The sequence below is a fragment of the Actinokineospora baliensis genome (genome assembly GCF_016907695.1).
In the GTDB taxonomy this organism is placed as follows: Bacteria; Actinomycetota; Actinomycetes; order Mycobacteriales; family Pseudonocardiaceae; genus Actinokineospora; species Actinokineospora baliensis.
Window position 1 is genome coordinate 1018567 of the sequence record NZ_JAFBCK010000001.1, and the last position, 25549, is coordinate 1044115.

The following is a 25549-nucleotide window of genomic DNA, read 5'->3' on the forward strand; positions in this document are numbered from 1 at the left end:
ACGGGCTTCTCAACCCGTTGCCACCGTGGACGCAAATACGCCCTGATGCGGAGATAGCGTAGGACTGGCGACTGCGCGCTCAGCTACCGGGTACCTCGTCCGATGAACACAGCCCAGCCGGATCGGTCACAGAACGCGCAAACAACTCCGCACCACTGCGGAAGTAGCTGCTGGCAAGGCAAATTTGCCACCCGATCGATGCAGGCGATCCCTCGGCTACCTGGTTTCGCCGCTACAGCCAGACGTCGGCGGACCAGCGGGGGAGTTCGGTGTTGTCGGCGCGCCAGCCGGGGAGCCAGATCCAGGCTCGGGGGGTTGTGGGGTTGTCGCGGAGCAGGACCTCGCGGAACTCCGGGGCGGCGATCGGGAGGCGGTCGGAGAGCAGGACGGCGAGGTTGACGTCCGGGGCCTCGTCGAGGGAGTCGGTGAGGGGGCGGGCGGTGAGCAGGTCGTGCGCCTCCTCAGGGGTGCCGCGGTGCAGGGCGACCCGCAGGCGCAGGCGGTCCTGGGTGGCGTTGTGGGCGCACAGCTCGGTGTCGATCGCCAGGAGGAACCGGTCGACGGTGATCGGGGTGGGGGCCAGGGTGGCGGTGAGGGTGCCCGGTTCCCACAGCAGGGCCAAGCCCGCGACGTCGGCGGCGGTGGCGAGGACCTTCTCGGCGGCACGGGTGCTGGACCCGGCGGCGGCGACGCACAGTCGCCGTGGCTTTAGCCCGATCGGTGCCATTGATTGAGCCTTTCGTGTCGCCTTGGGGGCGATCGACACTCTCCGGCACTTCAGGCTAGGGCACTACGCACGGCGGCGGATTGTCGCCCCAGCCCGCGATCTCCCGCAGGCGGGGCAGGTTGGTGATCCGGATGCGGCGGTAGGCCTTGCTGATCACCTGGTCCTGCTCCAGGTCGGCGAGGGCCTTCTCCACCGTGCGGTTGGCCAGGCCCGCCATGTAGCCGAGCTCGTGCTGGGTGAGCTGGATGCGCAGGTCCCAGTGCTCGCCGACCTGCTCGCCGTAGAAGCTGGCCAGTTCGACCAGCAGCCTGCCCAGCTTGACCCGGCCGTCCTTGATGGTGGCGTCCACCCGGCGGCGGTTGGCCCAGCGCAGCCTGGAGCTGATCATCCGGCTGATCTCGATGGCCAGGTCCGGGTACTCCGACATCAGCGCGCGCAAGCGGTTGCGGTGCACCGAGCGGACCACCACCGCGGTCGCGGCCTGCACCGTCGCCGAGCGGCGGGCCTCCGGGTCGATCGCGCCCATCTCGCCGACCATGTCGCCCGCGACGCGGATGCCCAGGAGGCTCTTGGTGCCGTTCGCGGTCTCCACGAACACCTTCACCGCGCCTTCCATGATGATGTAGGCGATGTCGCCTTCCTCATCTTGGCGCAAGAGGTAGTGGTTGCGCGGGTAGCGAATCTCGGATCCCGCCGCCAGCAAAGCCGATCGAGTGCGCTCGGTAAGTGAACCGAGCAAGGTTGTCGACGGCCAGTCGGAATCTGCACCCACGTCGCCTCCCGTCTGTCGTACGGTCGACGGTAGGAAGGAACGGGCGCGGACCGCCGAGATGATCGGGTTCAATCACCCCGTTGCCGATCAGATATCCCGGATCAGCCCACGATGAACGGCGAAGCGCTCTACTACGAGTAGTCCTCTGTCCTACCGCGATTGTGGGAGCTTCGCGGTCTTACCGCGCACCGAGGGCGGCGGGACTACCGGACCGATGTCGCCGTCCGGCGCATCGTCAAGATCAACTATAACGGGTGCGTGGTCACTAGGCCCAGTCCCCTTACGCGCCTGCCGATCCACCCACGCGGCGGCGGCCCTGCCCGCGACCGGCGTGCTCGCCAGGATGAGGTCGATCCGCATCCCCAGGTCCTTGTGGAACATGCCCGCGCGGTAGTCCCAGTAGGAGAAGACGCGTTCGTTAGGCCACCTGTCCCGCACTACGTCGCGCAATCCAACGCCCATAAGATCGGCGAGAGCAGCGCGCTCTGGCGGAGTCACGTGCGTGTGGCCCACATACGCCGCCGGATCGAAGACATCCGCGTCGGTAGGCGCAATGTTGACATCGCCGCACACCATGACATCTTCTGGCCCGGCAGCAACGTTGTCCCGTAGTGCGGCCAACCACGCGAGCTTGTAGTGGTAATGGTCCGAATCCGGCTCGCGCCCATTGGGAACATAAACAGAATGCACCCGGATACCCCCGCACGTAGCGGACACCGCGCGCGCTTCAGGGTCGGGGAACCCGGGACCACCGGGGATGCCGCGCACGACGTCCTCCAGGCCCACCCGGGAGAGGATGGCAACGCCGTTCCACTGGACCTCACCGTTGAGCGCGACCTCGTACCCGCGCTCGGCGAGCGGAGCGGCCAGCAGCGCGGTGAACGCGTTGTCAGCGAGCTTGGTCTCTTGTAGGCACACCACGTCCGGCGCCCGCTCGTCCAACCAGGCCAGCAGCCGGGGCAGCCGCTGCTTCACCGAGTTCACATTCCAGGTAGCCACGCGCACGCGGCCCACGCTAGCCGTAGTCAGACGGCCGTGCGCGAGTACGTTGGCTCCTATGGAGTTCTCCGAGGTGGTCCGGCGCCGTCGGATGGTGCGCCACTACACAGACCAACCCCTTACACCCGAGGTCATCGAGCGCGTCCTGGCCAACGCGCTAAGAGCCCCGTCCGCAGGCTTCTCCCAAGGTTGGGCGTTCCTGGCTCTTACCGCCCCCGAAGACCGAGCCCGCTTCTGGCCGTTCATACCGACCAGAGTGGAGCAGACCCCGACGATGCAGGACGCACCACTCGTGGTGATCCCCTTGGCGCACAAGATGGCCTACCTGGAGCGCTACGCCGAAGCCGGCAAGGGCTGGGTGGACCGCGCCGAGGCACGGTGGCCAGCCCCTTACTGGCACATCGACACCGGCATGGCCGCCCTGCTGATGCTTCTTACGGCCGTCGACGAGGGCCTGGGGGCGTGCTTCTTCGGCGTAATGCCCGAGAACATCGACGCCTTGCGCGCCGAGTTCGGCATCCCCGAGGAGTACCACCCCATCGGCGCTCTTACCGTCGGCTACCGCGCGCCCGACCTACCGCCCCCACCTGCCCGGATCGCTGAGCGCCGCCGAGCCGTCGAGGACGTAGTGCACCGCGGGCGGTGGGGTCACCACTAGTACGAGAACGTGCCGATGATGTCGTTGACCTGACGGGCGGTCGCGGTAAGAGTCGCGGCCGACCGTTGGGTCGCCGCAGCGCCCTCGGCGGTAAGAGCGGCGCTGCTGGAGATCCCGTCGAGGGACTCGCGGATCTGCCCGGTGGTCTGGCTGACCTCGCCGACGCTGGCCGCGATGCCCTGGGTCGTGCGGGTCTGCTCGTCCACCGCGGTGCCGATGCCCTGCTGGCCGTCGTTGATCTGCGTGATCACGCTGCGGATGCCGTCGATCGAGTCGACCGCCTCACCGGTCATGGTCTGGATGACGCTGATCTTGGCCTTCACGTTCTCGGTCGCCCGCGCCGTCTCCTGCGCCAGGTCCTTCACCTCGCTGGCGACCACGGCGAAGCCCTTGCCCGCGGCACCGGCCCTGGCCGCCTCGATGGTGGCGTTGAGCGCGAGCAGGTTGGTCTGCTCGGCGATGGAGGTGATCGCTCGGACGATCTCGTCGATCTCCCGGCTCGCCGCGCGCAGCCGCTGCACCCCGGTCGCGGTGTCCTCGGCGGCCTGCACGGCCTGGGCGGACACCGACTGGGCGTCGGAGCTGGCCCGGGCGACGCTGTCCACCGACGACCCGATCTGCGCCGAGGCGGCGGCGATCTCGGTGATCGTGCTCGTCACCCGTCCGGCGGACTCGGCGACCTCGTTCGTGCGGGCCAGCGTCTCCTCAGCGGCGGTGCCGAGGCGGCCGGACACCCGGTCGAGATCAGCCCCGGCGGTCAGCAGGGTGGCGGTGCCCTCACCCATCGAAGTCAGCACCGCGCTCATCGAGCTGGCGGTCGCGTTGATCGCCTCGGCCATCTCGCCGAGCTCGTCGCCGCGGACCAGCTCGACGCGGGTGGTCAGGTCGCGGGCGGCGATCGCCTTCAACCCGCGGACCATGGTCAGCAGCGGACCACGGATGGTCCGGATCGTCCACGCCGAGCTGACCGCGAAGGCCAGGGCAGCGGCGATCGCGCAGAGCAGGATCAGGGTCAGGTTGGTGGAACCGGTGTCGTCGGCGTCGACCCGCTGCTGCTCCACGGCGGCGGAGAGCTCGTCGTCCAGGCCGCCGAGCTTGTCCTCCAGCTGGCTGAACAGGTCCAGGAAGGCGGCGACCTCGGCCCTGGCCGCCGCCGGGTCGGTCCCGGCGGTGGTGATGATCTGCTGGGCCTTGGTGGTGTACTCGACCACCGCAGCCCGGGTGTTGGCGAACCCGGCCCGCAGCGCCTCGGGAGCCCCCGCGGTGGCGGTGTCGTACTTCGCCAGCATCGTCGAGGTGTGCTCACTGACCTCAGCCGCTCCGAATTCCTCCAGCTCAGCGGGGGTCTGGGCGCCGATAGCGGCCATCACGTCACCCCGGATGGCGTCGTGCATCATGTCCGCGTTCCACTGGGCGCTCATCGCGGCACTCACACCCGCCAGCGACCCCGTCGCGTCGGACTGGGCGCCGGTCGCGTACGCCGCGACCCCCGCCATCGCACCGAGGGCGACAACGCCGACGCCTGCCATCAGCAGCAGGCGGAACCGAATGCTCAACCCCATGACACTCCCTCGTGGTGCTTGTGCCGGGGGAATTGGCACCGGGACCAGGCAGCTGAGAGATTCACCCCACATGCCCCCCGGATGGGTCAGCCGCGCACCCGGTCAGCCCGCCGCCACCACCTCGATCTCAACCAACCACCCACTGTCCAGCGTCTCGACGACGACAGCCGTAGTCGGCACCGGACGGCCCTTGAGAGCGGCGATCCGCGCCCGCGCGTTCTCCTCGGCGTAAGAGGCGTCGCGCAGGTAGCTGGTAAGGCGGACGATGTTGTCCACGGTCATGCCCGCCGAGGCGAGGATGGCGCGCAGGTTCGACCACACCAGGTCCAACTGCTCCGCGAGGGTCGCACCGGGAACGCCGTTGGGATCCAGGCCCATCGTGCCCGCGACGAAGAGGAAGCGGGCGGGGTCGCGCACCTCCATGGCGTGGACGTAGTCGCCGGTCGCGGGGTACACGCCGTCAGTCGGGTTGCGCGGGACGATCTCGGTCATCGCTCTCCTCATCCGGTGCCAACCGCCCCGGGCACGCGTGCGCACGCACAGGTACGGGGATTGGGAAGAGTTATAGCTCCCTGTTGGGTGCCCGCACCGGCGGGACCGGCTTTACGTTCGGAGAACCCGCGTTTACGCGGAAACGTCCCACAGAGGAGTTCTCCCCAATGTCCCGCACAAGGTTGTTCGCCGCGGTACTCGGCGCCCTGGCGGTCTTCACCCTGGCCGCGCCCCCAGCCGCCACCGCCGCCGCACCCCAAGCCCTCGTCCGCACCATCTACTACGACCCGAGCCGCGCCGCCGAGCTCGCCACCACCGTCGAGGACGCCGTCAAGATCTGGAACGCGGGCGTCACCAGCGTCAAACTCGTCCGCGGCACCGGCGGCATCACCATCACCACCGCCCAGAACGGCTCAGCCCCCGGCACAGCCAGCTGCGTCGGCTGCACCCGCGGCCAGATCTACTTCTACCGCAACCAGATCACCAGCTCCGGCGCCAGCTCCCTGCGCGTGGTGGTCCACGAGTTCGGCCACATCCTCAGCCTCAACCACCCCTCCGACATCGGCAACTGCGCCAAGGTCATGGCGGGCGGCCGCTGCCAGAACGCCCAACCCAGCACCGCCGAACTGGCCGCCGTCCAACGCTTCTGGACCAGCCGGGTCGCCGCCCCCGGCCCCGCACCGCACGAGCACGTGCTGCTCGCGGGCTGACGTTCCCCCGCACAGGAGCGGGCCTTCCGTGAGACCCGCTCCTGTGCCGCCCGCAACCCCGAGGTGGGCGCCCCCTCAAACCCAACCACCGGGCGCCCCTCGTTTCCACCGCATTCCCACCCCCGCAACCGGCCCCATTCCCCTTCCCCCAATGCGGCTACACCACAGCCAGCAGGACAGCGTCGGAAGCCCCGGAAAGTGCGGGTTGACCAGCCAAAAGAGTGGGCCGCCTGGGGCTCGAACCCAGAACCTACGGATTAAAAGTCCGCAGCTCTACCAATTGAGCTAACGGCCCAGGGGGCCGAGTGTAGCGGCTGGGGTGGGGGTGGTTGAGGGGTGCCGGAGGGGTGGGATGGGGGTGGTGTGGGTCACAGGGGCGAGTACGGGGCGGGGTCGGGTGGGTGGGGAGGGTGAGGGGAGCAGGTGGGTGGGCGGGAGGGGAGTGGTGGAAAACGGTCAGGGAGGGGTTGTTTTCGGCCATTTCCGGCGGGCCGGGAGAAGGTGGTTGACCTCGGCGGAAGGCGGGTGAAAGGCTCCCGGCGAAAAGGGAGGTCTGGGGTGGATCGTCGGACAATGGCGGCTGCGGTTACTACTGCGATCTTGTGGGCTTCGGCCTTCGTGGTGATTCGGGACGCTGCTCCGCATTTCTCGGCTGGGGCGTTGGCCGAGGGGCGGTTGCTCAGCGGTGCCGCCGCGTTGCTGCTGCTCCTGGGCTTGCGACGGGAGGGGCTGCCGGGGCGGGGGGCTTGGCCGGGGATCATCGGGTCGGGGGTGTTGTGGTTCGGCGGCTATATGGTCGTTTTGAACTGGGGCGAGAAGTTGGTTGACGCCGGGACCGCGGCGATGTTGGTGAACATCGGGCCCATTCTCATCGCGCTTCTCGGCGGGTGGCTCCTCCAGGAAGGATTCCCGCCCCGGCTGATGCTGGGGTTGGGGGTTTCGTTCGCGGGCGCCATTGTGGTGGGGGTGTCCACGTCCGGATCCGGCAGCTCTTCGGTCCTGGGTATCGGCCTATGCGTACTCGCGGCGATCACCTACGCCGCCGGGGTGGTGCTGCAGAAGCCCGCGTTGAAGCACGGGTCCGCGCTGCAGGTGACGACCTTCGGGTGCGTCATCGGGGCGGTCGCCACCCTGCCGTTCTCCGGGCAACTGGTCGCGGACCTGCAGACGGCCCCGCTCAGCTCCACCATCGGCATGGTCTACCTGGGCCTGTTCCCGACCGCGCTGGCCTTCTACACCTGGGCTTACGCGCTTTCCCGGACGACAGCGGGCCGCATGGGGGCGACCACCTACGTCGTGCCCGCGTTGGTGCTGCTCATGTCGTGGCTGTTCCTCGGCGAGGTGCCCGCGGCGCTCACGCTGGTCGGCGGCGCGTTGTGCCTGCTCGGGGTCGCTGTGGCGCGCAGCAAGAACAGCAGCAAGAACAGCAGCGGGAGCACCAGCCCCGCCTCACCCGTTCGGCTCACGCGAACGCGCACGGATGGCGATGTGATCTAGCTTGAGCACCCACCCAGTGATCTAGAGAGGGGCCAGCGATGTCCAACCAGCGCGAGCGGGCCGAGGCGTTCGCCGAGTTGCACCGCGGCCCGGGGGCGTTCGTCCTGGCCAACGCGTGGGACGCGGGGACGGCGCGGGTGCTGTCCGGGTTGGGGTTCCGGGCGCTGGCCACGACGAGCGCTGGGCTGGCTTTCGCGCTGGGTCGCGCGGACGGCGCCGGGCTGGTCAGCCGCGCGGAGACGCTGACCAACGCCCAGGCCGTCATCGCGGCGACCGACCTCCCGGTGTCGGCCGACCTGGAGAACGGGTTCGGCGACCGGCCGGAGGACGCTGCGGAGACCATCCGGCTCGCCGCGGAGGCGGGCCTGGTCGGCGGGTCGATCGAGGACGTCAGCGGCGGTGAGGTCTACGACTTCGGCCTGGCCGTCGAGCGGATCGCGGCCGCGGTGGAGGCGGCGAAGGCGCTGCCCTTCCCGTTCACCCTCACCGCCCGCGCGGAGAACTTCCTGCACGGCAGACCCGACCTCGACGACACGATCCGCAGGCTCCAGGCCTTCGCCGACGCCGGTGCCGACGTGCTCTACGCCCCCGGCCTGCCGGACCTCGACTCGGTCAAGGCCGTCTGCGCCGCCGTGGACAAGCCGGTCAACGTGCTGGCGGCGGGCCCGGCGGCGCGCTGCTCGGTCAGCAAGCTCGGTGCGCTCGGCGCCCGCCGGATCAGCCTCGGGTCCGCGCTGCCCAGGGCCGCGCTCACCGCCGCCGTGCTGGCCGCCCAGGAGATCGCCGAGTCCGGCACCTTCACGCTGACCACCGGTGCCATGAGCTACGCACAAGCCGACGCCCTGATCGACTGACGGAGGCCTGATGACCCACCTGTGGATGCGGCACGAGGTGCGAACCACCGAACGCCGCGCCCCGATCACGCCCGACGACGCGCGGACCCTGGTGGACGCCGGGTTCGCCGTGACCGTCGAGCGCTCACCCCAGCGCGTGTTCCCCCTCGAGGACTACGCCGCGGCCGGGTGCGCCACAGCGGAGGCCGGGTCGTGGGTGGACGCCCCGGACGACGCTTACGTCATCGGGCTCAAGGAACTGCCGGACGGCCCGAGCGAGTTGCGCCACCGGCACATCTACTTCGGGCACGCCTACAAGGCACAGCACGGAGCGGCGACCCTGCTCGACCGCTTCACCGCGGGCGGCGGCGCACTCCTGGACATGGAGTACCTGACCGACGACAGCGGCCGCAGGCTCGCCGCGTTCGGCTACTGGGCAGGCTACGTCGGCGCCGCGCTGGCGGTCCTGCACCTGCGCGGGCAGCTCACCACGCCCCTGGTCCCGACCACCCGCGAAGACCTCGACGCGGCCCTGCGCGGCGGCGGTGACACGCGCGCGATCGTCGTCGGCGCCTTGGGCCGCAGCGGTCGAGGCGCCTGCGACGCGCTGGCCGTCGCCGGGATCGAAGCGACGGCGTGGGACCTCGAGGAGACCCGGAACCTGGACAAGCCCGCCCTCCTCGGGCACGACCTGCTGGTCAACACGGTCCTCACCACCACGCCGGTCCCGCCGTTCGTCACCGAAGCCGACCTCGACGCCCCCGGCCGCAGGCTCGCGGTGATCTCCGATGTGACCTGCGACGTCACCTCCGACTGCAACGTCCTGCCGGTCTACGACCGGATCACCGACTGGGACCAGCCCGCCCGGCGGCTGCGCGCGGACAACCCGGTCGACATCATCGCCATTGACAACCTGCCGTCGCTGCTGCCGAAGGAGGCGAGCACGGCGTTCTCCGCCGATCTCCTCCCGCTGCTGCAAAACCTCGACGGCGGCGCCGAGTGGGTGCGCGCGTTGGAGCACTTCCGCACCGCCGTGGCGAAGGAGGCCGTCAATGGCTGACACCGTGCACTGGGTCGGCACCGGCCTGTCCACCGGCAGCGGCGTCCGGGTCCTAGCCGACACCACCGACGTAGTCCTCTATGGACGGACGGAGGCAAAGGCGGCCGCGTGCGTCGAACGCCTCGGCCTCACCGGCAAGGTCACCCCCCGCGCGCTCGACTCCCTGGAGCCCGACCGGGGTGACGTCGTCGTCTCCATGCTGCCTGCGACCGAGCACGTCCGGCTGCTGAAACTGTGCCTGGCCAACGGTTCGCACTACGCCAACACCAGCTACGTCTCCGACGAGATCGCCGGGTACGCCGAAGCCGCCCGCGACGCGGGCATCGTGGTGCTGACCGAGGCCGGGCTCGACCCGGGCATCGACCACCTGCTCGCCCACGACCTGGTGGCCCGCGCGGACGTGGCGGGCCCGGCGACGGCGACCTTCACCTCCTACTGCGGCGGCATCCCCGCTGTGCCGAACGAGTTCCGCTACCGGTTCAGCTGGGCGCCGCGCGGCGTGCTGACCGCCCTGCTCTCCCCCGCCCGCTACATCGACGGCGGCGAGACCACCGTGGCCGAGCGCCCGTGGGAAGCGACCACCGGCTACGAGCTGCGCGGCGAGCGGTTCGAGGCGTACCCGAACCGCGACAGCCTGCCGTTCGTCGAGCAGTACCACCTGCCGAGCCGGTGGCGGCTGGACCGGTTCGTGCGCGGCACGCTGCGGCTCGACGGCTGGCTGGACGCGTGGGCACCGGTGTTCGCCGAGCTGCGCGACCCCGACGCCGACCGGATCACCGCCCTCGCCGCCGACCTGGCCGCCCGCTACCCGACGACCGAGTCCGACCGGGATCGGGTCGTGCTCGCCGTGGCGTTGTGGGTCGACGGCGACGACGGGACGCGGTGGTCGGGCGAGTACGTGCTGGACGTGGTCGGCGACGAGCACGACAGCGCGATGGCCCGCCTGGTGTCGACCCCGCTCGCGATCGGGATCGGCGAGGTCCTCTCCGGCGCCATGACCCCGGGGTTGCACCGCGCGGCCGAGAGCGCGGAAGCGTCACGGCGCTGGCTAACCGCGTTGCGCGGCCACGGGATCGTCGCCGAGTATCGGTGAATGCTGGCATGGCTGGATGAGCGGTTGGCCGAGTCCGGGATCACCCGGACCGGCCCGCTCACGGAGTTCAAGGCGCGGTCGTGGGCAACGGTCCTGACCGCCGCGACCACCGCGGGACCGGTGTGGCTCAAGGCGACCACACCGGGCACCGCGGCCGAGGTGCGGCTGTACGAGGTCCTGCACGCCGTGGTCCCAGACCGGGTCTTGGCTCCCATCGCGACCGACCCGATGCGCGGCTGGGTCCTGTTGCCCGACGGCGGGCCGCCCCTCGCCGACGAGCCTGAAATCATCGAATTCCTGCCCCTGTACGGGCAGTTGCAGCGCGACCTCGCCCCGCACACGGACGCGATGTTGGCCGCGGGGGTCACCGACATGCGGCCCGCTCGGATGCCCCAGCGGTTCGCCGAAGCCCTCGCGGTGGTCGACGACGTGCCACCGGAGATCGCCGCGATGGGTCCGCAGGTCGCCGGGTGGTGCGCCCGGTTGGCCGAGTCGGTGGTGCCGGTGAGCATTGACCACAACGACCTGCACGCGGGGAACTTCTTGCGCAGCGGCCGGTTCTACGACTGGGGCGACAGCGTGATCGCCCACTCGTTCGCCTCCATGCTGGTCCCGCTGTCGCTGCTCGGCGCCGACCACGAGCGCGGCCGCGACGCCTACCTGGAGGCCTTCACCGATCTCGCACCACGCGCCGAACTGGTCGCCGACCTCGAACTGGCCTGCCGGGTCGGCAAGATCGCCCGCGCGCTCACCTGGCACCGGGCGATCAACGGCGAGCCCGGCCCGTACGCCGACGCGCCGAGGGCCCACCTGGTTGCTCTGGCGAAACCGTCCTTTTTCGACTAGTTCGCCACTACCATCCCCGGAACCACGTCGGGGTGATGGCCGTCTATCCCGATGACTTCAAGCCACGGAGGGGCAGACATGGCCGACATCGAGTACCGCTTCGGCACCGGGGACAGCGCCCCGAACGTGCACCACGGCGAGGCCAACGTGGACGTCGACGGCGACGGCACCAACGACGCCATCGCGGTCGACTTCGACGGCGACGGCCGTTACGACGACAGCATGTGGGACTCCGACGGTGACGGTGTCGCCGACACCGCGCTGCTGGACTACAACGACGACGGCGTCGCCGAGTCCGCCTACAACGACCCGACCGGCCTGGGCACCTGGAACGAGAAGGGCATCGGCGGGGACGAGTCCGGCGACCTCCCGCCCGCCCACCCCACCACGTCGGACCAAACCCAAGACGTCCCGTCCGACACCACGCCCGCCACCGACACCCCCGCGGACGACCAGACCCAGGACGTCCCCTCCGACGTCCCCGAGGACGACGGCGCGGATCTCCCGCCCGCCCACCCGACCGGGGACGAGCAGATCGAGGACGGCGGCTTCGAGAACCAGCCCGGCGACGACGACACCGCCATCGACCACGAGCCCCACGACGACGGCACCCTCGACGAGTCCGGCATGGACGACAGCTACGACTCGTGCTCCCCGGACTCCTCCTCCGAGGCGACCCTCTCGGACTGGTACTCCGAACTCTCCTGACCCAGTGGCCCCGTCCCTCCCCGGGATGGGGCCACGGCCTTCTCAGCCCACGGCGAACCAACCACCCGACCCGGCCACGAGCCGGGCACCCTGGGACGCATGGCAACGATCGAGGTCGTCCTCGGCGACATCACCGAACAACGCGTCGACGCGATCGTGACCGCGGCGAACGAATCCCTGTTGGGCGGCGGCGGGGTCGACGGCGCCATCCACCGCGCCGCCGGACCGGGGCTGGCCGAGGCGGGGGCCGCCATCGCGCCGTGCGACCCGGGTGACGCCAAAGCCACCCCCGCGTTCGACCTGGCCCCCGTCCAGCACGTGATCCACACCGTCGGCCCGGTGTGGACGGGCGACGACGGCGAGGCCGACACGCTGGCCTCCTGCTACCGCCGCTGCCTCCAGGTCGCCGACGAGCTGCGGGCGAGCAGCATCGCGTTCCCCGCGATCGCGACCGGTGTCTACGGCTTCCCCACCGACCAAGCCGCCAGGATCGCCGTCGCCACGATCCGCGCGACCCCGACCAACGCCACTCGGATCACCTTCGTCGCTTTCGACGAAGCGACCCACCACGCGCTCATCACAGCACTGGCGGGTTAGTCCGGCCCCGACGTCCACCGACTAGCCTGGGGCGGTGGTCCCACCGACTCCCGCACTCGCGATCGGCCAGTACCGGGTCGACCCCGCGGTGGTCCTCGCGCCGATGGCGGGGATCACCAACGTGGCCTTCCGGACGTTGTGCCGGGAGTTCGGCAGCGCCACCTCCCTCTACGTGTGCGAGATGGTCACCGCTCGGGCCATCGTCGAGCGTGACTCCAAGACGCTGGAGATGATGACTTTCGGGGCCGATGAGCACCCCAGGTCGTTGCAGCTCTACAGCGTGGACCCGCGCAACGTGACCGACGCGGTCAAGATGATCGCCGCCGAGGGGATGGCCGATCACCTGGACATGAACTTCGGCTGCCCGGTGCCCAAGGTGACCCGGAAGGGCGGTGGCGCGGCGCTGCCCTACAAGCGGCGGTTGTTCGCCCAAATCGTCCGGGCGGCGGTGGAGGCGGCGGCGCCCGCGGGGATCCCCGTGACGGTCAAGTTCCGGGTTGGGATCGACGACGAGCACCTCACTTACCTGGACGCGGGCCGCATCGCCGAGGCCGAGGGGGCCGTCGCGGTCGCGCTGCACGCCAGGACGGCGGCGCAGCGGTATTCGGGGCAAGCCGACTGGTCGCGGATCGCGCGGCTCAAAGAAGCGGTCACGACCATCCCCGTCCTGGGCAACGGCGACATCTTCAGCGCGGACGACGCGTTGCGGATGGTGCGGGAGACGGGCTGCGACGGTGTCGTGATCGGGCGGGGGTGCCTGGGGCGGCCGTGGCTGTTCCGCGAGCTCCACGCCGCGATGACCGGCCAGCCCATCCCGGCGGGTCCGTCGCTGGGTGAGGTCGGGGCGATCCTGCACCGGCACGCCATCCTGATGGCCGACCACATCGGCGAGGACAAGGGCGTGCGCGACCTGCGCAAACACATGGCCTGGTACCTGCGCGGCTTCCCTATAGGCGCGGATCTGCGCAAGGCGTTCGGCCTGGTGTCGACGCTCGCGGAACTAGAGGACCTGATCGGCAAGCTCGACCACGACGCCCCTTATCCCGCCGAGGCCGAGGGCCCGCGCGGGCGCCAGGGCTCACCGGGACGCGTAGTGCTCCCGGAGGGCTGGCTGGACGACCCCGAGGATGCCGCCGTGCCGGACGGGGCCGAGCTGATGCACTCGGGGGGCTGATGCGGGCACTACCGGGCGCCCTGCTCGTGCTGCTCGCCGCAGCTGGGTGCGCCACCGCCATCCAGGGCACGCCCGTGCCAGCCGCTGAGGCCGCACCCAACCGCGACCTGGTCAACCGCTACTTCACCGACCTGAACGAGGCAGGCAAAGAGGGGTACAGCGCGCAACGGGACTTCTTGCGCCGCACCCAGCACCCCGACTTCACCTCCGACTGCGACCTCGGCGGCCTAACGCTGCGGATCGAACCCGCGCTGTCCACCCTGCGCGCGGACCCGAAGTGGAAGCCGGAGAAGTCGACCAAACGCCCGCGCGGGGACATCTACGTTGTCGGCGTGTCGGTGCGGATCCGGCGCGACAGCGCGACCCTGGCCGAGCAGATCGGCTCCCAGCGGGTCGTGGTGCTCGACGGCAAGGCCTACGGCTTCACTCCCTGCCCGACCAGGTGAGTCCGATCGGGTGACATCGGCCGTGCGCGGATCGCGACCGACCAGGGGATCAGTCACTTGTTTGGAGCAGTGTGCCGTCCACCAGTAGGGGGAATTCCTGCGTCCATGCGTCCCGGTCGCTCAAGCACGGCGTCATTCCGGACGACACACACGTACGTAGGGAGGTGACCGCGGTGGCCGTTCTGGGACGAGGCGTCGCGAAACCCGACCCCGACCAGCGGGACAACCCGTGGCGGGACCACCGGGTCAGCGAACCGACCGTTCCGCTGCGCCACCCCGCGATCACCGAGCGCGGCGAGAACCCCGACGACCCGCCCGCGGACACGGCCAACCTGGTGAGCCTGCACGAGTCCATCGCCGCCCTGCTGGCCTCCCGGGGCCAGTACCGCCAGGCCTACCAGCACCTGCGCTCGGCGCTGGACCTGATGTCGGAGATGAGCTCGCCGCCGCAGATCCCCGAGCAGTTCCGCCGCGAGGTGGACCGGCTGCGCCGCGAGCACGCCGAGGCGCACGAGCAGAGCATCCGCGACAGCCTCACCGCCAGCTACAACCGCCGCTACCTCGACCAGCGGCTGGTCGACCTGGTCGCCGAGCAGGGCACCGCGGACGGCCTCGGTGTGGCGCTGGTGGACCTGGACTGGTTCAAGCAAGTCAACGACACCTTCGGGCACCTGGTCGGCGACCGGGTGCTGCAGCGGGTGGTGGAGCTGCTGCAGGACGACCTGCCCGAGGGCGGGTTCTGCGCGCGCTACGGCGGCGAGGAGTTCGTGCTCGTGCTGCCCGGTGTCGACCGGGCCACCGCGGTGGACATCGCCGAGGCGGCGCGGGGCCGCGTGGAGCGGTACCCGTGGTCGAGCCTGGTGCTGGGGCTGCGGGTCACGGTGAGCATCGGGTTGGCGCACGAACCGGCCATCCGAGTGGCGGACAACACACCGGCGGCTCCGGAGCGTCAGCTGCGGGAGGCGGACGCGCTGCTCTACACCGCCAAGCAGTCCGGCCGCAACGCCGTCGCATACCTGCTGGACGGGACCGCTCACCTGGCCGGAGCGGCGGCCGGTCGGCGCGCGATCGCGACCCCGAGGGCCTCTGCTCGATAAGTACCTCGCCCGACCGGGGTTACCCTGATCGGGCTAGAGCCGTGCGCGGAACTCCGTACTGATAGTGAACGAAACCCGGTCTGCCATCGTCATGAGGGACAGCCATCCGTACTATCGCTCCCGCAGCGTGACACGATCGGGTAAGCAACCGAACGCGGCACAGCAACGTGTTGATAACCAACCGACAACGGTTCGCGCACTGCGGAGCCTCTCGAAGGGAAGGAGCACGGGTGTCCGACGACCACGACCGCGCCCCCGGCTCCTCGACCGGCGGCAAGCGCCGGGCCCCGGAACCGGCCGAGCAGCCCCGACGCAGGCGCCGGTCGATGGAGGGCGCGGGCGGGGTCAGCGTGTCCGACCTGGTCGAGCGGCACAGCGGCTCCCGGTCGAACCTGGTGCCGATACCCGAGGCGGACGAGCCGGACGAGGTACCGAGACACCAGGGCGGCCGCCGCGCCGCCCAGGAGCCGCCCTCCCGGCACGCCGCCGAACCAGCGCCGGACGTGCACCGCAACGTGATCAGCACCGGCGGCCGCCGCAGCGCCCCCGAGCTCCCGCCGGAGCCACCCAGGCAGCCGGAACCGGTACGCCGGCCGGAACCGCCCAAGCCGCAGTCGCGCCGCAACCGGACCGCCACGCACGCGGTCCCCGCCGACGTCCTCGCCCAGTCCACCGGCCAGCCCGTCGACCGCCCCCAGCGCGCGGTCCGGGAGGACGACGACCGCCCCAGGTCCGTGGTCGACCTGCTCGGGCCCGAGGCGAGCGCGGGCAAGCGCGCCAAGAAGGAAACCTTCGCCGAGTCGGCCAGTCGAGGCCGCGCGGACGCCAAGCGCTCGCTGCCCGGCAACCCGCCGCCGCCCCCGGCCAGGCACACCGACGAACCGCCCGCGGGCCGCCGCGCCCGCCAGGAGCCGGAGCCGACCGGCAGGCGCGCCCTGCCCGAGCCGCCCGCCCTGAGCGAACCGACCCGGTCTGACCGGATCGACAACCGCCGCCCCGCGCTCAGCGAACCGACCCGCTCGGAGCCGCAGCGACGCCCGGCGGCGTTGAGCGAACCGACGCGGTCAGAACCCCGGCGCGGCCCGGCTCGCCCGACCGGCACCCCCGACTTCCCGCTCGACGACCGCTCCGGCCGCCGCCAGCCGGAGCCGTTCTCGGAGAACCGCCCGCCGTCCCCCGGTCGACGCGGACCGCAGGACCGCCCGTTCCCACCCGCCGGTGAGGCAGGCCGCCCCCGGCGCCAGGGTGAGGTGGACGAGAACCCGCTGGAAGCTCCGCGTGGCACGGGCTCGCAGCCCGCTCCCGGCCGCCCGCTCCCAACCGGGCAGCACCCCGTCCCCGGCCGCCGCCCCGAACCGGGCCGCACCGGCGCGCACCCGCTGCCCAACCGCCGCCCCGACGGTCAGCACCCCGAGCCGCACAGCAACGGGAACCGGCGCCCCGACCACACCGGCGCACACCCGGCTCCCCTCGATCACCCCAACGGGCCCGTCAACGGCAACCGCCCAGCGGACCAGGACAGGCGCCCCGACCACACGGGCGCGCACCCGGTACCCGAGCACCGCAACGGCCCCATCGAGCCGCACGCCAACGGCAACCGGCGCTCGGACCGCACCGGCGCCCCGGAGCACCTCAATGGGCGCGGACCTGCCGGGCACGCCAACGGGAACCGCCGCCCCGACACCGGCGCGCACCCAGTTCCCGAGCACCGCAACGGCCCCGCCGAGCCCAACGGCAACCGACGCCCGGACCACACCGGCGCCCACCCGATCCCGGGCCATCGCAACGGCCACGGCCCCGCCGAACCGCACGGCAACGAGAACCGCCGCCCCGACACCGGCGCGCACCCGGTTCCGGAGCACCTGACCGGCCGCGGCCCGGCCGAACCCCACCGCAACGGCCCCATCGAGCCGCACGCCAACGGCAGCCAGCGGCCCGACCACACCGGCGCCCACCCCGTCCCTGGGCACCGCAACGGCCCCGCCGAGCCCAACGGCAGCCGACGCCCGGACCACACCGGCGCCCACCCGATCCCGGATCACCGCAACGGCCCCGCAGAGCCGCACAGCAACGGGAACCGGCGCCCAGACACCGGCTCACACCCGGTGCCCGAGCACCTCAACGGCAACCAGCGGCCCGACCACACCGGCGCCCACCCGGCCCCAGGGCACCGCAACGGCCCCATCGAGCCGCACCTGCGCCCGGACCACACCGGTGCGCACCCGGCCCCGGAGCACCTCAACGGGCGCGGCCCCGCCGAGCACCCCAACGGCCGCCGCACCGGCGCGCACCCCGTCCCGGCGCCAGAGGCCAACCGGCAGGGCCCGCTGCACGCGCCCCAGGGCACCGGCGGCCACCCGCACCCGGGTCCGCCGCGCCGCCCGGAGTTGGACGGTCCGCAGGGCACCGGCGCGCACCCGATCCCCGGTGGGCCTGGCAACAGCACCGGGAGCCACCCGATCCCGCAGCGGACCGGCGCGCACCCCGTTCCCGGCCGCGGCGAGACCAGCGGCGCGCACCCGGTCGTCGACCAGGGGCGCGAGAAGCCGAGGATCCCCAGCCAGCAGCCGCCGGGGCAGTCGTCGATGCCGCCCGTGCCCGAGGGCAAGCTGACCCCGCCGCCGAACGTGTCCCCGCAGGAGCTCGTGGGGCTCACCACGGAGATGGAGCCGATCGGCGAGGCCGTGCAGAAGCGGCGGCGGGTCGACCAGACGCTGGCGCGGTTCTCCAAGGTGCACGACGAGATGCGCGCCGAGGAAAAGGCCAAGAAGTCCAAGCGGCTCAAGACCCCTTGGGGCTCCGATGCCGCCGAGCTCGACGAGAAGCTCGACGAGTTGGCGGCAGCGCCCGCTGAGCCGACCGTCGTCGTGGAGCCGTTGGCGCGCGACGAGAGCGCGGACACCGACGAGCGCGACAGCGGTGGCGACGACGAGGACCCGAAGCCCAAGCGCCGGTGGTCGTTGCTGGCCAAGGTGTTCTCCGGGTCGGCCGCGGTGCTGGTGTTCACCGCGACCGGTGTCGGCTGGGGCATCAAGGAGTGGGCCAACAACAACATCGAGCAGGTGCGCGCGCTCGACCCGGGTTCGGCGGCCATCCAGAACGCCGAGGGCCAGCGCGGCGACGAGAACTTCCTGCTGGTCGGCTCGGACACCCGCGACGGCGCGGAGGCCGAGGAGGGGGTCGGCGACGCGAACTCGGTGCCCGGCGCCCGCTCGGACACCGTGATGATCGCCCACATCCCGGCCGACCGCAGCCGCGTGGTGATCGTGTCCTTCCCGCGCGACCTGGAGATCAACCGGCCGGACTGCGAGCGGTTCGACGCCAAGGCGGCCAAGTACACCGGCGAGCACTCGCAGCCGCAGAAGAACGCCAAGATGAACACCGCCTACGAGGTCGGCGGGCCGCTGTGCGTGACCAAGGTGGTGCAGGAGATCTCCGGACTGCAGATCACCCGGTTCGTCGGCATCGACTTCAGCGGTTTCCGCGGCATGGTCGACGCGGTGGACGGGGTGAACGTCTGCGTCGAGAAGCCGATGTTCGACACCACGCTCAACAAGTGGATCGTCAAGGACGCGGGCACCGAGGTGCTGCTGCGCGGCGAGCAGGCGCTGGACTTCGTGCGCGCCAGGCACGTGCGCGGCGACCCGACCTCGGACTACGGCCGGATCAAGCGCCAGCAGCGGTTCCTGTCGTCGTTGCTGCGCAAGGCGATGTCCGGGCAGGTGCTGCTCGACCCGGCGAAGCTGACCTCCTTCACCGGCGAGGTCGCCAAGTCCACCTTCGGCGACAACATCGAGGTCGACTCGCTGATGCGGCTGGGCCAGTCGCTGCAGAGCCTCGAAGCGGGCCGGGTCACCTTCATCACCGTCCCGACCGTCGGCATGCCGAACTCGCGCAACAACGAGGTGCTGCGCAAGGACGACGCCGACCGGCTGTTCCGGGCGATCATCAACAAAGAGCCGCTGCCCGGCGAGGCACCGCCCCCGCCAGCGGGCACCGGGACCCAGCAGCAGGCCGCGCCGATCCGCGAGGCGGTCGACCCGAAGACGCTCAAGATCCAGGTGCTCAACGGCGGCAACGCGACCGGCGGCATCGCCAGGCGCACCGCCGACAAGCTGGCCGAGTTCGGTTTCACCGTGGTGCAGGTCAACCCGACCGCCGCGGTGCCCAGAACCGTTGTCCGCTACGGCAAGGGCCACGAGGCCGCCGCGCAGGCGCTGGCCTCCGCTGTCCCCGGCGCCCAGCTGCAGGAAGACCCGTCGATGTCGGCGGCGCTGGTGCTGGTGCTCGGCCCCGAGTTCACCGGCCAGGTCGTGGCCCCCGGCACGCCGGGCGCGGCGGTGCCGACACCGGAGAACAAGCCGCTGCCGAGCCTGTCCACGGTCAACGGCTCGGATGTGACCTGCGCCTAGTCGCGCCCCGTTCACCTCGGATTCACCTGACGATGGCGCATCCCCGCCACGCGGCATCTAGGCTGTGCGCATGCGTGAGGCCTACCATCTCGAACTCGGTCAGCTCGCCGACAAGCTCGCGAGCATGTGCTCCAAGGTCGCCGAGGCGATGGAGCTCGCGACCACCGCCCTGCTCGAGGCGAACCTGAGCATCGCGGAGCAGGTGATCAGCGGCGACGAGGCGATCGACGACGCCCGCTCGGCGTGCGAGGAGCAGGCGTACGCGCTGCTCGCGCTCCAGGCACCGGTCGCCACCGACCTGCGCACCGTGCTCGCCGCCATCCACGCCGCGGAGAGCCTGGAGCGGATGGGCGATCTCGCCCTGCACGTCGCCAAGGCCGCCAGGCGGCGCCACCCGGCCCCCGTGCTGCCCGAGCAGGTGCACGGCTACTTCGCCGAGATGGGCCGCATCGCGGTCGCCTTGGCGCGCAAGGCCGAGGAGGTCATCCGCAGCCGCGACGTCGACGCCGCCCGCGCCATCGAGGACGCCGACGACGAGATGGACGACCTGCACCGGCACCTGTTCACCCTCATCATGAACAAGGAGTGGGAGCACGGCGTCGCCTCTGCGGTCGACGTGACGCTGCTCGGCCGCTTCTACGAGCGCTACGCCGACCACGCCGTCTCGGTCGCCAAGCGCGTCGTGTTCGTGGTCACCGGCCGGATGCCGGGCACCACCAGCGGCGACGACCTCTAAGAGCCCGAACCGATTGCGGCCGCTCCACCCCTCGCGGTGGGGCGGCCGTTCACTACCGTCTCGGCGTCGCCGCGGTGATGAGCTCCTCCAGCTGGCGGGTGAGCCTGCCCGCGTCGGCCGGGGAGTACGTGGCCCGGATCGCGCCGTCTGGCTGCGGTCGGCTCACCGACAGGTAGCGGCCGGATTCCGTGTCGACCCAACCAACCGTGCCCGCGTCGACCTCGCGGCCGTGCCTGCCCTTGCCGCTGATGGAGAAGAACCCGTAGCCGGTGCGCGGCCGCTCCAACATGGTCGCCGCCAACCGCAACTGTGTGTCCGAAGTGGACCTGGGCGCGCGAACCGGCTGCACGTAACCGTCTTGGCGCACCGGCGGCGCCTCGGTCACCATCACCGACTGACCTGGACCCGCAGCCGACTTGGGCAGCAGGGCCACCAGGGCGCGGCCAACCGAGCCGGGCGACACCAGCTCGAACCGGATCATCTGTCCTTCTTGGACAACCAGAACCGCTGTCGTACCAGCGATCGCCGCTCGTGCCCTGATCGGACGGTCTTTGTCGACAGTGCCCATCACGCCGACACCGACGTCGTACTCGCAGACCGCCCGCAACGCCGACTCGACATCCGGGTCGACCTGGTCGCGGCCGATGAGTCCACGGCCGTAGAGGTCGGCGAACACCGCCTTCGCGATGCGGTCGCGGTCCTCGGCGAGCCTGCCGAAGCTGGGCACCTCGAGCGGGAACAGCCTCGGGTTGACGCCGAGGACCTGGCTGAGCGCGTCGACCGCGGCCAGCGACAGGGTGAACGAGGGTGGCATCGAGCGCTATCCGCCGATCACCGGTGGCGCGGTCATCTCGTCGGTGCCGAACACCTCGTCGGGGTCGGCCTCGACCAGGTACGACGGGCGCGTGTGCTCCTCGTCCTCGCCGCCCTGCCCGCGTCCGCCGCCGCCCATCCCGCCCATGCCCATCCCCGCACCACCGCGACCAGCGCCCGCAGCACCACCACGGCCGAGCGCGGCCTGCTCCGCAGCGAGCGCACCCGCACCCGCTCCCATACCGGGGCCGAACGCACCGGTCTTGGCGCCGAAACCGCCTGCCCCAGCGCCACCACCACCGCCTCCGCCACCGAACCCGCCGCCACCGCCGATCCCGCGCCCACCAGCGCCTCCGGGCCCGCGGCGCGCGATGTCGTCACCGCCGCCGAAAGACCCGCCACCGGGCAACGGGGCGAACCCGCCCGGCAGACCGGGGTTCGGGTTGGGGTTGGGGTTCGGGTTGGTGATCGGCGGCCGAGTGCCCGGCCCGCCGGGACCACCCGGGTCGCCGGGGTTCCACCCGCCCGGGGTGGTGCCACCACCAGGCGTCGTGCCGCCCGGGTTCGTGCCGCCGGGGTTGTTGCTGCCCCCGCCGCCTGGCTGGAACGTGCCGCCGCCCGTGGGGGAGGTGTAGCCGCCGGTACCGTTCCCGCCGCCGGGCCCGCCGAACGAACTGGTCCCGGTCCGGCCGTCACCGCCGCCGACGTTCACGTCCTCACCGGACGGGTCGTCGACCCCCTTGCCGTCGTCACCGGTCTTGCCGTCGTCCTCGCTGAGCCCGCCCATCGTCGGCGGCGCGGCGAAGGCGGGCATGGTCGACGAGCCGCCCAGCGAACTGTCGTACGAGGTGACCACCCTGGCCGCCTCGGCCTGCGCGTTCTGGCTCTCCCGGTAGTCGTTCATGTACATCGCCGACTTGCGCACCAGGTCGACCGGGTTCGTGGTCGTCATCAGGTCCCTGCTCGCCGCGCTCGCGTCGAACGGCACCTCATCGGGCATCGAGTTCTTCGCGTCCGCCAACGCCGCCGACTGCATCCCGGCCTGCGTCCCCGCCAACTGCGCGCTCTGCCCCGCGGTCCCGACCCAGTTCCCCACCTCGGCCATGAACCCCCGCGCCGAGTCCCCCGCCTCGCCCTGCCAGTCCGCCGCGCTGTCGTTGATCGCCGCCGCGACCTCCGACTGGAACCGGGTCATCGCGTTGCCCGCGTTCAGGTACAGCTCCCCCATCTCACCGACCTGGTCCGGATCAACACTGTCCGTGACCATCGGCTTGAGCTCGCTGTGCGCCACACTCGCGTAGTTCGAACACACCATCCCCGGCGGCTGCCGGGTCTCCAACCCGGCCGCCAACTCCCGAGCCTGCGCCGACATGTCCTGGTTGTACTGCTGCTCCACCTCGCTGTTGCGCGTGAACCGCCGCCACACCTGCCACCACGGCGCGTCATCGATGTCCTGGTCGACCTGCTGCTCAGCCCGGTCGTGCACATCGGAACTGCTGTCGGAAGTCCCCTTCCGATCGATGTACACCCCACTACTGGAGTCATAGGTCGCGTCATACCCAGCCGCGCTCGGGTCATAGCTCGGACTACTCGGATCCGAGACAGCCACCGTCCCCGCATCCCCCCGATGCGGCGTATACGCCGTGCGCGCCTGACCAGGCATGTCCTACCTCCCAGCTACATCAGGGCAATACAGGTCTTGCAAGCATCCGCGGCACCGGAGCATCCTTCGCTCCCCACCACATCAAGGCAACTCAGGTTCTACGAGCTTCGCGGCCTCCAGCGCGGGCGCGCACAGCTTCGACCCGTCACCGCCCGTGGCCTGAACGTCCACCCGGGACTTCGCGGACAGCTCCAGGGAGATCGCGCAAACGCCGCCGCCACCACTGATTGATTGCGCCGCGTCGCGGGAACCCACCTTGATCCGCTGTACAGCTCCTTCAGCCACGATGTCGTCGAGGCCCTTGTTGTCGAGCACCAGAACACCGAAGGTGAAGCTGTCCGCGATGCTCCCCTTGTCGACGCGCCACTCGCAGAACGGGAGCTTGCCCAGGTCGACTTCTTCCGGACCACTGGTTACCCCGAGTGACTTGGCCGCCGCTGGTGTCAGCAGGTCACACGGCTTCAACGCCTGCGCGGGCGACGTCGAACCGGTTGTCTTCGGCGGCCGTGTGGTGGGCCCGGCTGTTGTAGTGGTGTCCGCCGGTGTGCCGCCGCTGGGAGTAGGACTCCCAGCCTCCTTGCTCGTACAGCCGCTCGCCGCCAACGCCGCGGCAAGCACGAGCAACCCGATCCGCCTCACAGAGCCCCCAACTCGCATTCCACCCGCATCCCGTCAGTACCGGACGGCTTCCGACTCGTCTGTTTGCCGGTAGTTCGCCATGGCCTGCTTGATGCCCTCCTCCGCCTTGACCAGCGATTCCCGGAAGTGCACCAGTTGGGTCAGGAACCCCTGGTTATCCACCGCCACCTTCTGCATGAAGGGCTTCATCGCCTGGGCGTTGTTCGAACTGCCGAGCAGCGGCTCCTGCTCAAGCGCGCGCAGCCGACCCCGCTGGCTGTCCACCCAGGTGGCCATGTTGCGGATGGCGGACAGGAGGGCTTCGCCGCCGCGTTCGTTGACGGCGAAGCGGCCGGAGGCGGCGCCGCCCGCGAAGTCGTTCATGGCTCGGCCGATGGCGCTCAGCGGGGCGCTCGGCCCTTCGTCGATGTACACAGGATGCCCCCGAACCGTCTGGACTGGCGTGGGCACGGTACCAACTACCCACGAGACGTGTCCTGGTTGTGACGCATCCGGGGTGGGGGGCGGTTCCCGTCAGGGGAGGGCGGGTTCGACCTGCTTGGCGGCTTCGAGGGCGGGGCCGCAGAGGTCTTCGGGGGATTCGCCGGTGGCTTGGACGTCCACGCGGGAGGTGGGGGTGATCTCCAGGCTCAGCGCGCAGCCCGCGGCGGCCCTGGTGAAGTAGCGGGCGGCGTCGTGGTCGCCGACGGTGAGGTATTCGATCTCCTTGTCGGTCTTGATGTCGGAGATGCCGGTGGATTCGTAGATGACCACGGCGATGGTGTAGCTCTCGGCGGTGGTGGACTTGTCGACCCGCCACTCGCACTGGCGGGACTTGGAGGTGCTGCTGGGTTTGGCGGCGCCGGTGATGCCGAGGGGTTTGAGGGCGGCGGCGGGCAGCAGGTCGCACGGCTGGGCGGCCTGCAGGACGCGGGGGTCGGGGACGGGCCTGCGGTTGGAGGAGGTGGGGCCGGTCGGCGCGCCCTCGGCGGGCAGCGGGGTGCCACCGGTCTGCGTCGAGCAGGCGGCGCACAGCGCCACCAGCAGAGCGGCCGGGACATGCCAAGGACGGCTCACTGATCTCCCCAACATCGACGGTGAGCGGACCCCGGCGAGCACGGTATCAATGCCACCGGCGGCTCGGCCCGGAGTCCCGGCAAGTCCCCCAACCGGAGCAAGGCCGGGGCAAGGCCGCAGAACGCGGCAAGGGCCGGGCACCCGAGGCGCCCGGCCCTTGCCGACGAGCGCCCCGATCAGCCGAAGCGGCCCGAGATGTAGTCCTCGGTCGCCTTCTGCGTCGGGTTGGAGAAGATGCGCTCGGTGTCGTCGAGCTCGATCAGCCTGCCCGGCTGGCCGACGCCCGCGAGGTTGAAGAACGCGGTCTGGTCGCTGACCCGGGCGGCCTGCTGCATGTTGTGGGTGACGATGACGATGGTGAAGTCCTTCTTCAGCTCCTGGATCAGGTCCTCGATCGCCAGCGTGGAGATGGGGTCGAGGGCCGAGCAGGGCTCGTCCATCAGCAGCACGTCCGGCTGCACGGCGATGGCGCGGGCGATGCACAGCCGCTGCTGCTGACCGCCGGAGAGGCCGCCGCCGGGCCGGTTGAGCCGGTCCTTGACCTCGGCCCACAGGTTGGCGCCGCGCAGGGCCTGCTCGGCGACCTCGTCGAGCTTCTTGCCGTTGCGCTCACCGGCGAGCTTGAGCCCGGCCACCACGTTGTCGCGGATGGACATGGTGGGGAACGGGTTGGGGCGCTGGAACACCATGCCGATGGTGCGCCGCACGGACACCGGGTCGACGGTGGAGGCGTAGATGTCCTCGCCGTCGAGCAGCACCTTGCCCTCGGCGCGGGCGCCGGGGATCACCTCGTGCATCCGGTTGAGCGAGCGCAGCACGGTCGACTTGCCGCAGCCCGACGGGCCGATGAACGCGGTCACGTTGCGCGGCGGAACCGCCAGCGACACCCCGTCGACGGCGTGGAACTTGCCGTAGAAGAGGTTGAGGTCCTTGACATCGATGCGCTTGGCCATTGTCCC

The 25549-nt window shown here is 71.0% G+C and carries 25 protein-coding genes and 1 tRNA gene; 14 read left to right on the forward strand and 12 right to left on the reverse strand.

Features of this window, described 5'->3' with window-relative positions; genetic code table 11:
* Positions 1-232 precede the first annotated feature (232 nt).
* The 3 genes from JOD54_RS04545 to JOD54_RS04555 form a co-directional block, all read right to left on the reverse strand.
* Positions 233-727, reverse strand: a complete 495-nt coding sequence (locus tag JOD54_RS04545) for a hypothetical protein (RefSeq protein ID WP_204449322.1) — start codon at positions 725-727, stop codon at positions 233-235.
* A gap of 55 nt (positions 728-782) precedes the next feature.
* On the reverse strand, positions 783-1499 hold the full coding sequence (locus JOD54_RS04550; protein WP_307859833.1) for a Crp/Fnr family transcriptional regulator: 717 nt from the start codon (positions 1497-1499) through the stop codon (positions 783-785).
* Positions 1500-1649: 150 nt separating this feature from the next.
* A complete protein-coding gene (locus JOD54_RS04555; protein ID WP_372440258.1) occupies positions 1650-2504 on the reverse strand; it encodes an exodeoxyribonuclease III in 855 nt (284 codons plus the stop codon).
* A gap of 52 nt (positions 2505-2556) precedes the next feature.
* On the opposite strand from JOD54_RS04555, the gene JOD54_RS04560 reads away from it, so the two are divergent.
* Positions 2557-3156, forward strand: coding sequence for a nitroreductase family protein (locus tag JOD54_RS04560; protein WP_204449325.1), 600 nt, complete (start codon positions 2557-2559; stop codon positions 3154-3156).
* Here the strand turns inward: JOD54_RS04560 and JOD54_RS04565 are convergent.
* A complete protein-coding gene (locus tag JOD54_RS04565) occupies positions 3153-4718 on the reverse strand; it encodes a methyl-accepting chemotaxis protein (RefSeq protein ID WP_204449326.1) in 1566 nt (521 codons plus the stop codon). The genes JOD54_RS04560 and JOD54_RS04565 overlap by 4 nt on opposite strands.
* Before the next feature lie 102 nt (positions 4719-4820).
* Positions 4821-5210, reverse strand: coding sequence for a RidA family protein (locus JOD54_RS04570; protein ID WP_204449327.1), 390 nt, complete (start codon positions 5208-5210; stop codon positions 4821-4823).
* A 167-nt stretch (positions 5211-5377) separates the two neighbouring features.
* Between JOD54_RS04570 and JOD54_RS04575 the strand changes: the two genes are divergently transcribed.
* Positions 5378-5920: a snapalysin family zinc-dependent metalloprotease gene (locus tag JOD54_RS04575; RefSeq protein WP_204449328.1), complete on the forward strand. Its 543-nt coding sequence runs from the start codon at positions 5378-5380 to the stop codon at positions 5918-5920.
* A 222-nt stretch (positions 5921-6142) separates the two neighbouring features.
* On the opposite strand, the gene JOD54_RS04580 is transcribed toward JOD54_RS04575, so the two are convergent.
* Positions 6143-6215 (reverse strand) — tRNA-Lys (locus tag JOD54_RS04580).
* A 278-nt stretch (positions 6216-6493) separates the two neighbouring features.
* On the opposite strand from JOD54_RS04580, the gene JOD54_RS04585 reads away from it, so the two are divergent.
* The 12 genes from JOD54_RS04585 (at position 6494) to phoU (ending at position 20419) form a co-directional block, all read left to right on the forward strand.
* Positions 6494-7417: a DMT family transporter gene (locus JOD54_RS04585; protein WP_204449329.1), complete on the forward strand. Its 924-nt coding sequence runs from the start codon at positions 6494-6496 to the stop codon at positions 7415-7417.
* 38 nt (positions 7418-7455) lie between these two features.
* A complete protein-coding gene (locus tag JOD54_RS04590) occupies positions 7456-8271 on the forward strand; it encodes an isocitrate lyase/PEP mutase family protein (RefSeq protein ID WP_204449330.1) in 816 nt (271 codons plus the stop codon).
* Positions 8272-8281: 10 nt separating this feature from the next.
* Positions 8282-9310 carry a saccharopine dehydrogenase gene (locus tag JOD54_RS04595; RefSeq protein WP_204449331.1) on the forward strand — a complete coding sequence of 343 codons (1029 nt, stop codon included), beginning with the start codon at positions 8282-8284 and terminating at the stop codon, positions 9308-9310.
* Positions 9303-10403 carry a saccharopine dehydrogenase family protein gene (locus tag JOD54_RS04600; RefSeq protein ID WP_204449332.1) on the forward strand — a complete coding sequence of 367 codons (1101 nt, stop codon included), beginning with the start codon at positions 9303-9305 and terminating at the stop codon, positions 10401-10403. Before JOD54_RS04595 ends, JOD54_RS04600 begins: the two co-directional genes overlap by 8 nt.
* Positions 10404-11249, forward strand: coding sequence for a phosphotransferase (locus JOD54_RS04605; RefSeq protein WP_204449333.1), 846 nt, complete (start codon positions 10404-10406; stop codon positions 11247-11249).
* Between the two features lie 78 nt (positions 11250-11327).
* Complete coding sequence (locus JOD54_RS04610) at positions 11328-11957, forward strand: hypothetical protein (protein WP_204449334.1); 630 nt, start codon at positions 11328-11330, stop codon at positions 11955-11957.
* Positions 11958-12056: 99 nt separating this feature from the next.
* Positions 12057-12554: an O-acetyl-ADP-ribose deacetylase gene (locus JOD54_RS04615; RefSeq protein ID WP_204449335.1), complete on the forward strand. Its 498-nt coding sequence runs from the start codon at positions 12057-12059 to the stop codon at positions 12552-12554.
* A 34-nt stretch (positions 12555-12588) separates the two neighbouring features.
* Positions 12589-13728 (forward strand): tRNA dihydrouridine synthase DusB, encoded by a 1140-nt coding sequence (gene dusB / locus JOD54_RS04620; protein ID WP_307859834.1) that lies wholly within the window; start codon positions 12589-12591, stop codon positions 13726-13728.
* Complete coding sequence (locus JOD54_RS04625; protein WP_204449336.1) at positions 13728-14174, forward strand: hypothetical protein; 447 nt, start codon at positions 13728-13730, stop codon at positions 14172-14174. The genes dusB and JOD54_RS04625 overlap by 1 nt, the downstream gene beginning before the upstream one ends.
* A gap of 164 nt (positions 14175-14338) precedes the next feature.
* Positions 14339-15271, forward strand: coding sequence for a GGDEF domain-containing protein (locus JOD54_RS04630; protein WP_204449337.1), 933 nt, complete (start codon positions 14339-14341; stop codon positions 15269-15271).
* 230 nt (positions 15272-15501) lie between these two features.
* Positions 15502-19683, forward strand: coding sequence for an LCP family protein (locus JOD54_RS35460; RefSeq protein ID WP_204449338.1), 4182 nt, complete (start codon positions 15502-15504; stop codon positions 19681-19683).
* Between the two features lie 70 nt (positions 19684-19753).
* On the forward strand, positions 19754-20419 hold the full coding sequence (gene phoU, locus JOD54_RS04640) for a phosphate signaling complex protein PhoU (protein ID WP_204449339.1): 666 nt from the start codon (positions 19754-19756) through the stop codon (positions 20417-20419).
* Between the two features lie 52 nt (positions 20420-20471).
* On the opposite strand, the gene JOD54_RS04645 is transcribed toward phoU, so the two are convergent.
* The 6 genes from JOD54_RS04645 to pstB all read right to left on the reverse strand — a co-directional run bounded on the left by JOD54_RS04645 (position 20472) and on the right by pstB (position 25543).
* A complete protein-coding gene (locus JOD54_RS04645; RefSeq protein ID WP_204449340.1) occupies positions 20472-21233 on the reverse strand; it encodes an ESX secretion-associated protein EspG in 762 nt (253 codons plus the stop codon).
* A gap of 6 nt (positions 21234-21239) precedes the next feature.
* On the reverse strand, positions 21240-22760 hold the full coding sequence (locus tag JOD54_RS04650; protein WP_204449341.1) for a hypothetical protein: 1521 nt from the start codon (positions 22758-22760) through the stop codon (positions 21240-21242).
* A 216-nt stretch (positions 22761-22976) separates the two neighbouring features.
* Positions 22977-23534 carry a DUF3558 family protein gene (locus tag JOD54_RS04655; RefSeq protein ID WP_204449342.1) on the reverse strand — a complete coding sequence of 186 codons (558 nt, stop codon included), beginning with the start codon at positions 23532-23534 and terminating at the stop codon, positions 22977-22979.
* A 33-nt stretch (positions 23535-23567) separates the two neighbouring features.
* Positions 23568-23948, reverse strand: coding sequence for a hypothetical protein (locus tag JOD54_RS04660; RefSeq protein ID WP_307859835.1), 381 nt, complete (start codon positions 23946-23948; stop codon positions 23568-23570).
* A gap of 99 nt (positions 23949-24047) precedes the next feature.
* Positions 24048-24590 carry a DUF3558 family protein gene (locus tag JOD54_RS04665; RefSeq protein ID WP_204449343.1) on the reverse strand — a complete coding sequence of 181 codons (543 nt, stop codon included), beginning with the start codon at positions 24588-24590 and terminating at the stop codon, positions 24048-24050.
* 176 nt (positions 24591-24766) lie between these two features.
* On the reverse strand, positions 24767-25543 hold the full coding sequence (pstB, locus tag JOD54_RS04670; RefSeq protein ID WP_204449344.1) for a phosphate ABC transporter ATP-binding protein PstB: 777 nt from the start codon (positions 25541-25543) through the stop codon (positions 24767-24769).
* Positions 25544-25549 lie beyond the last annotated feature (6 nt).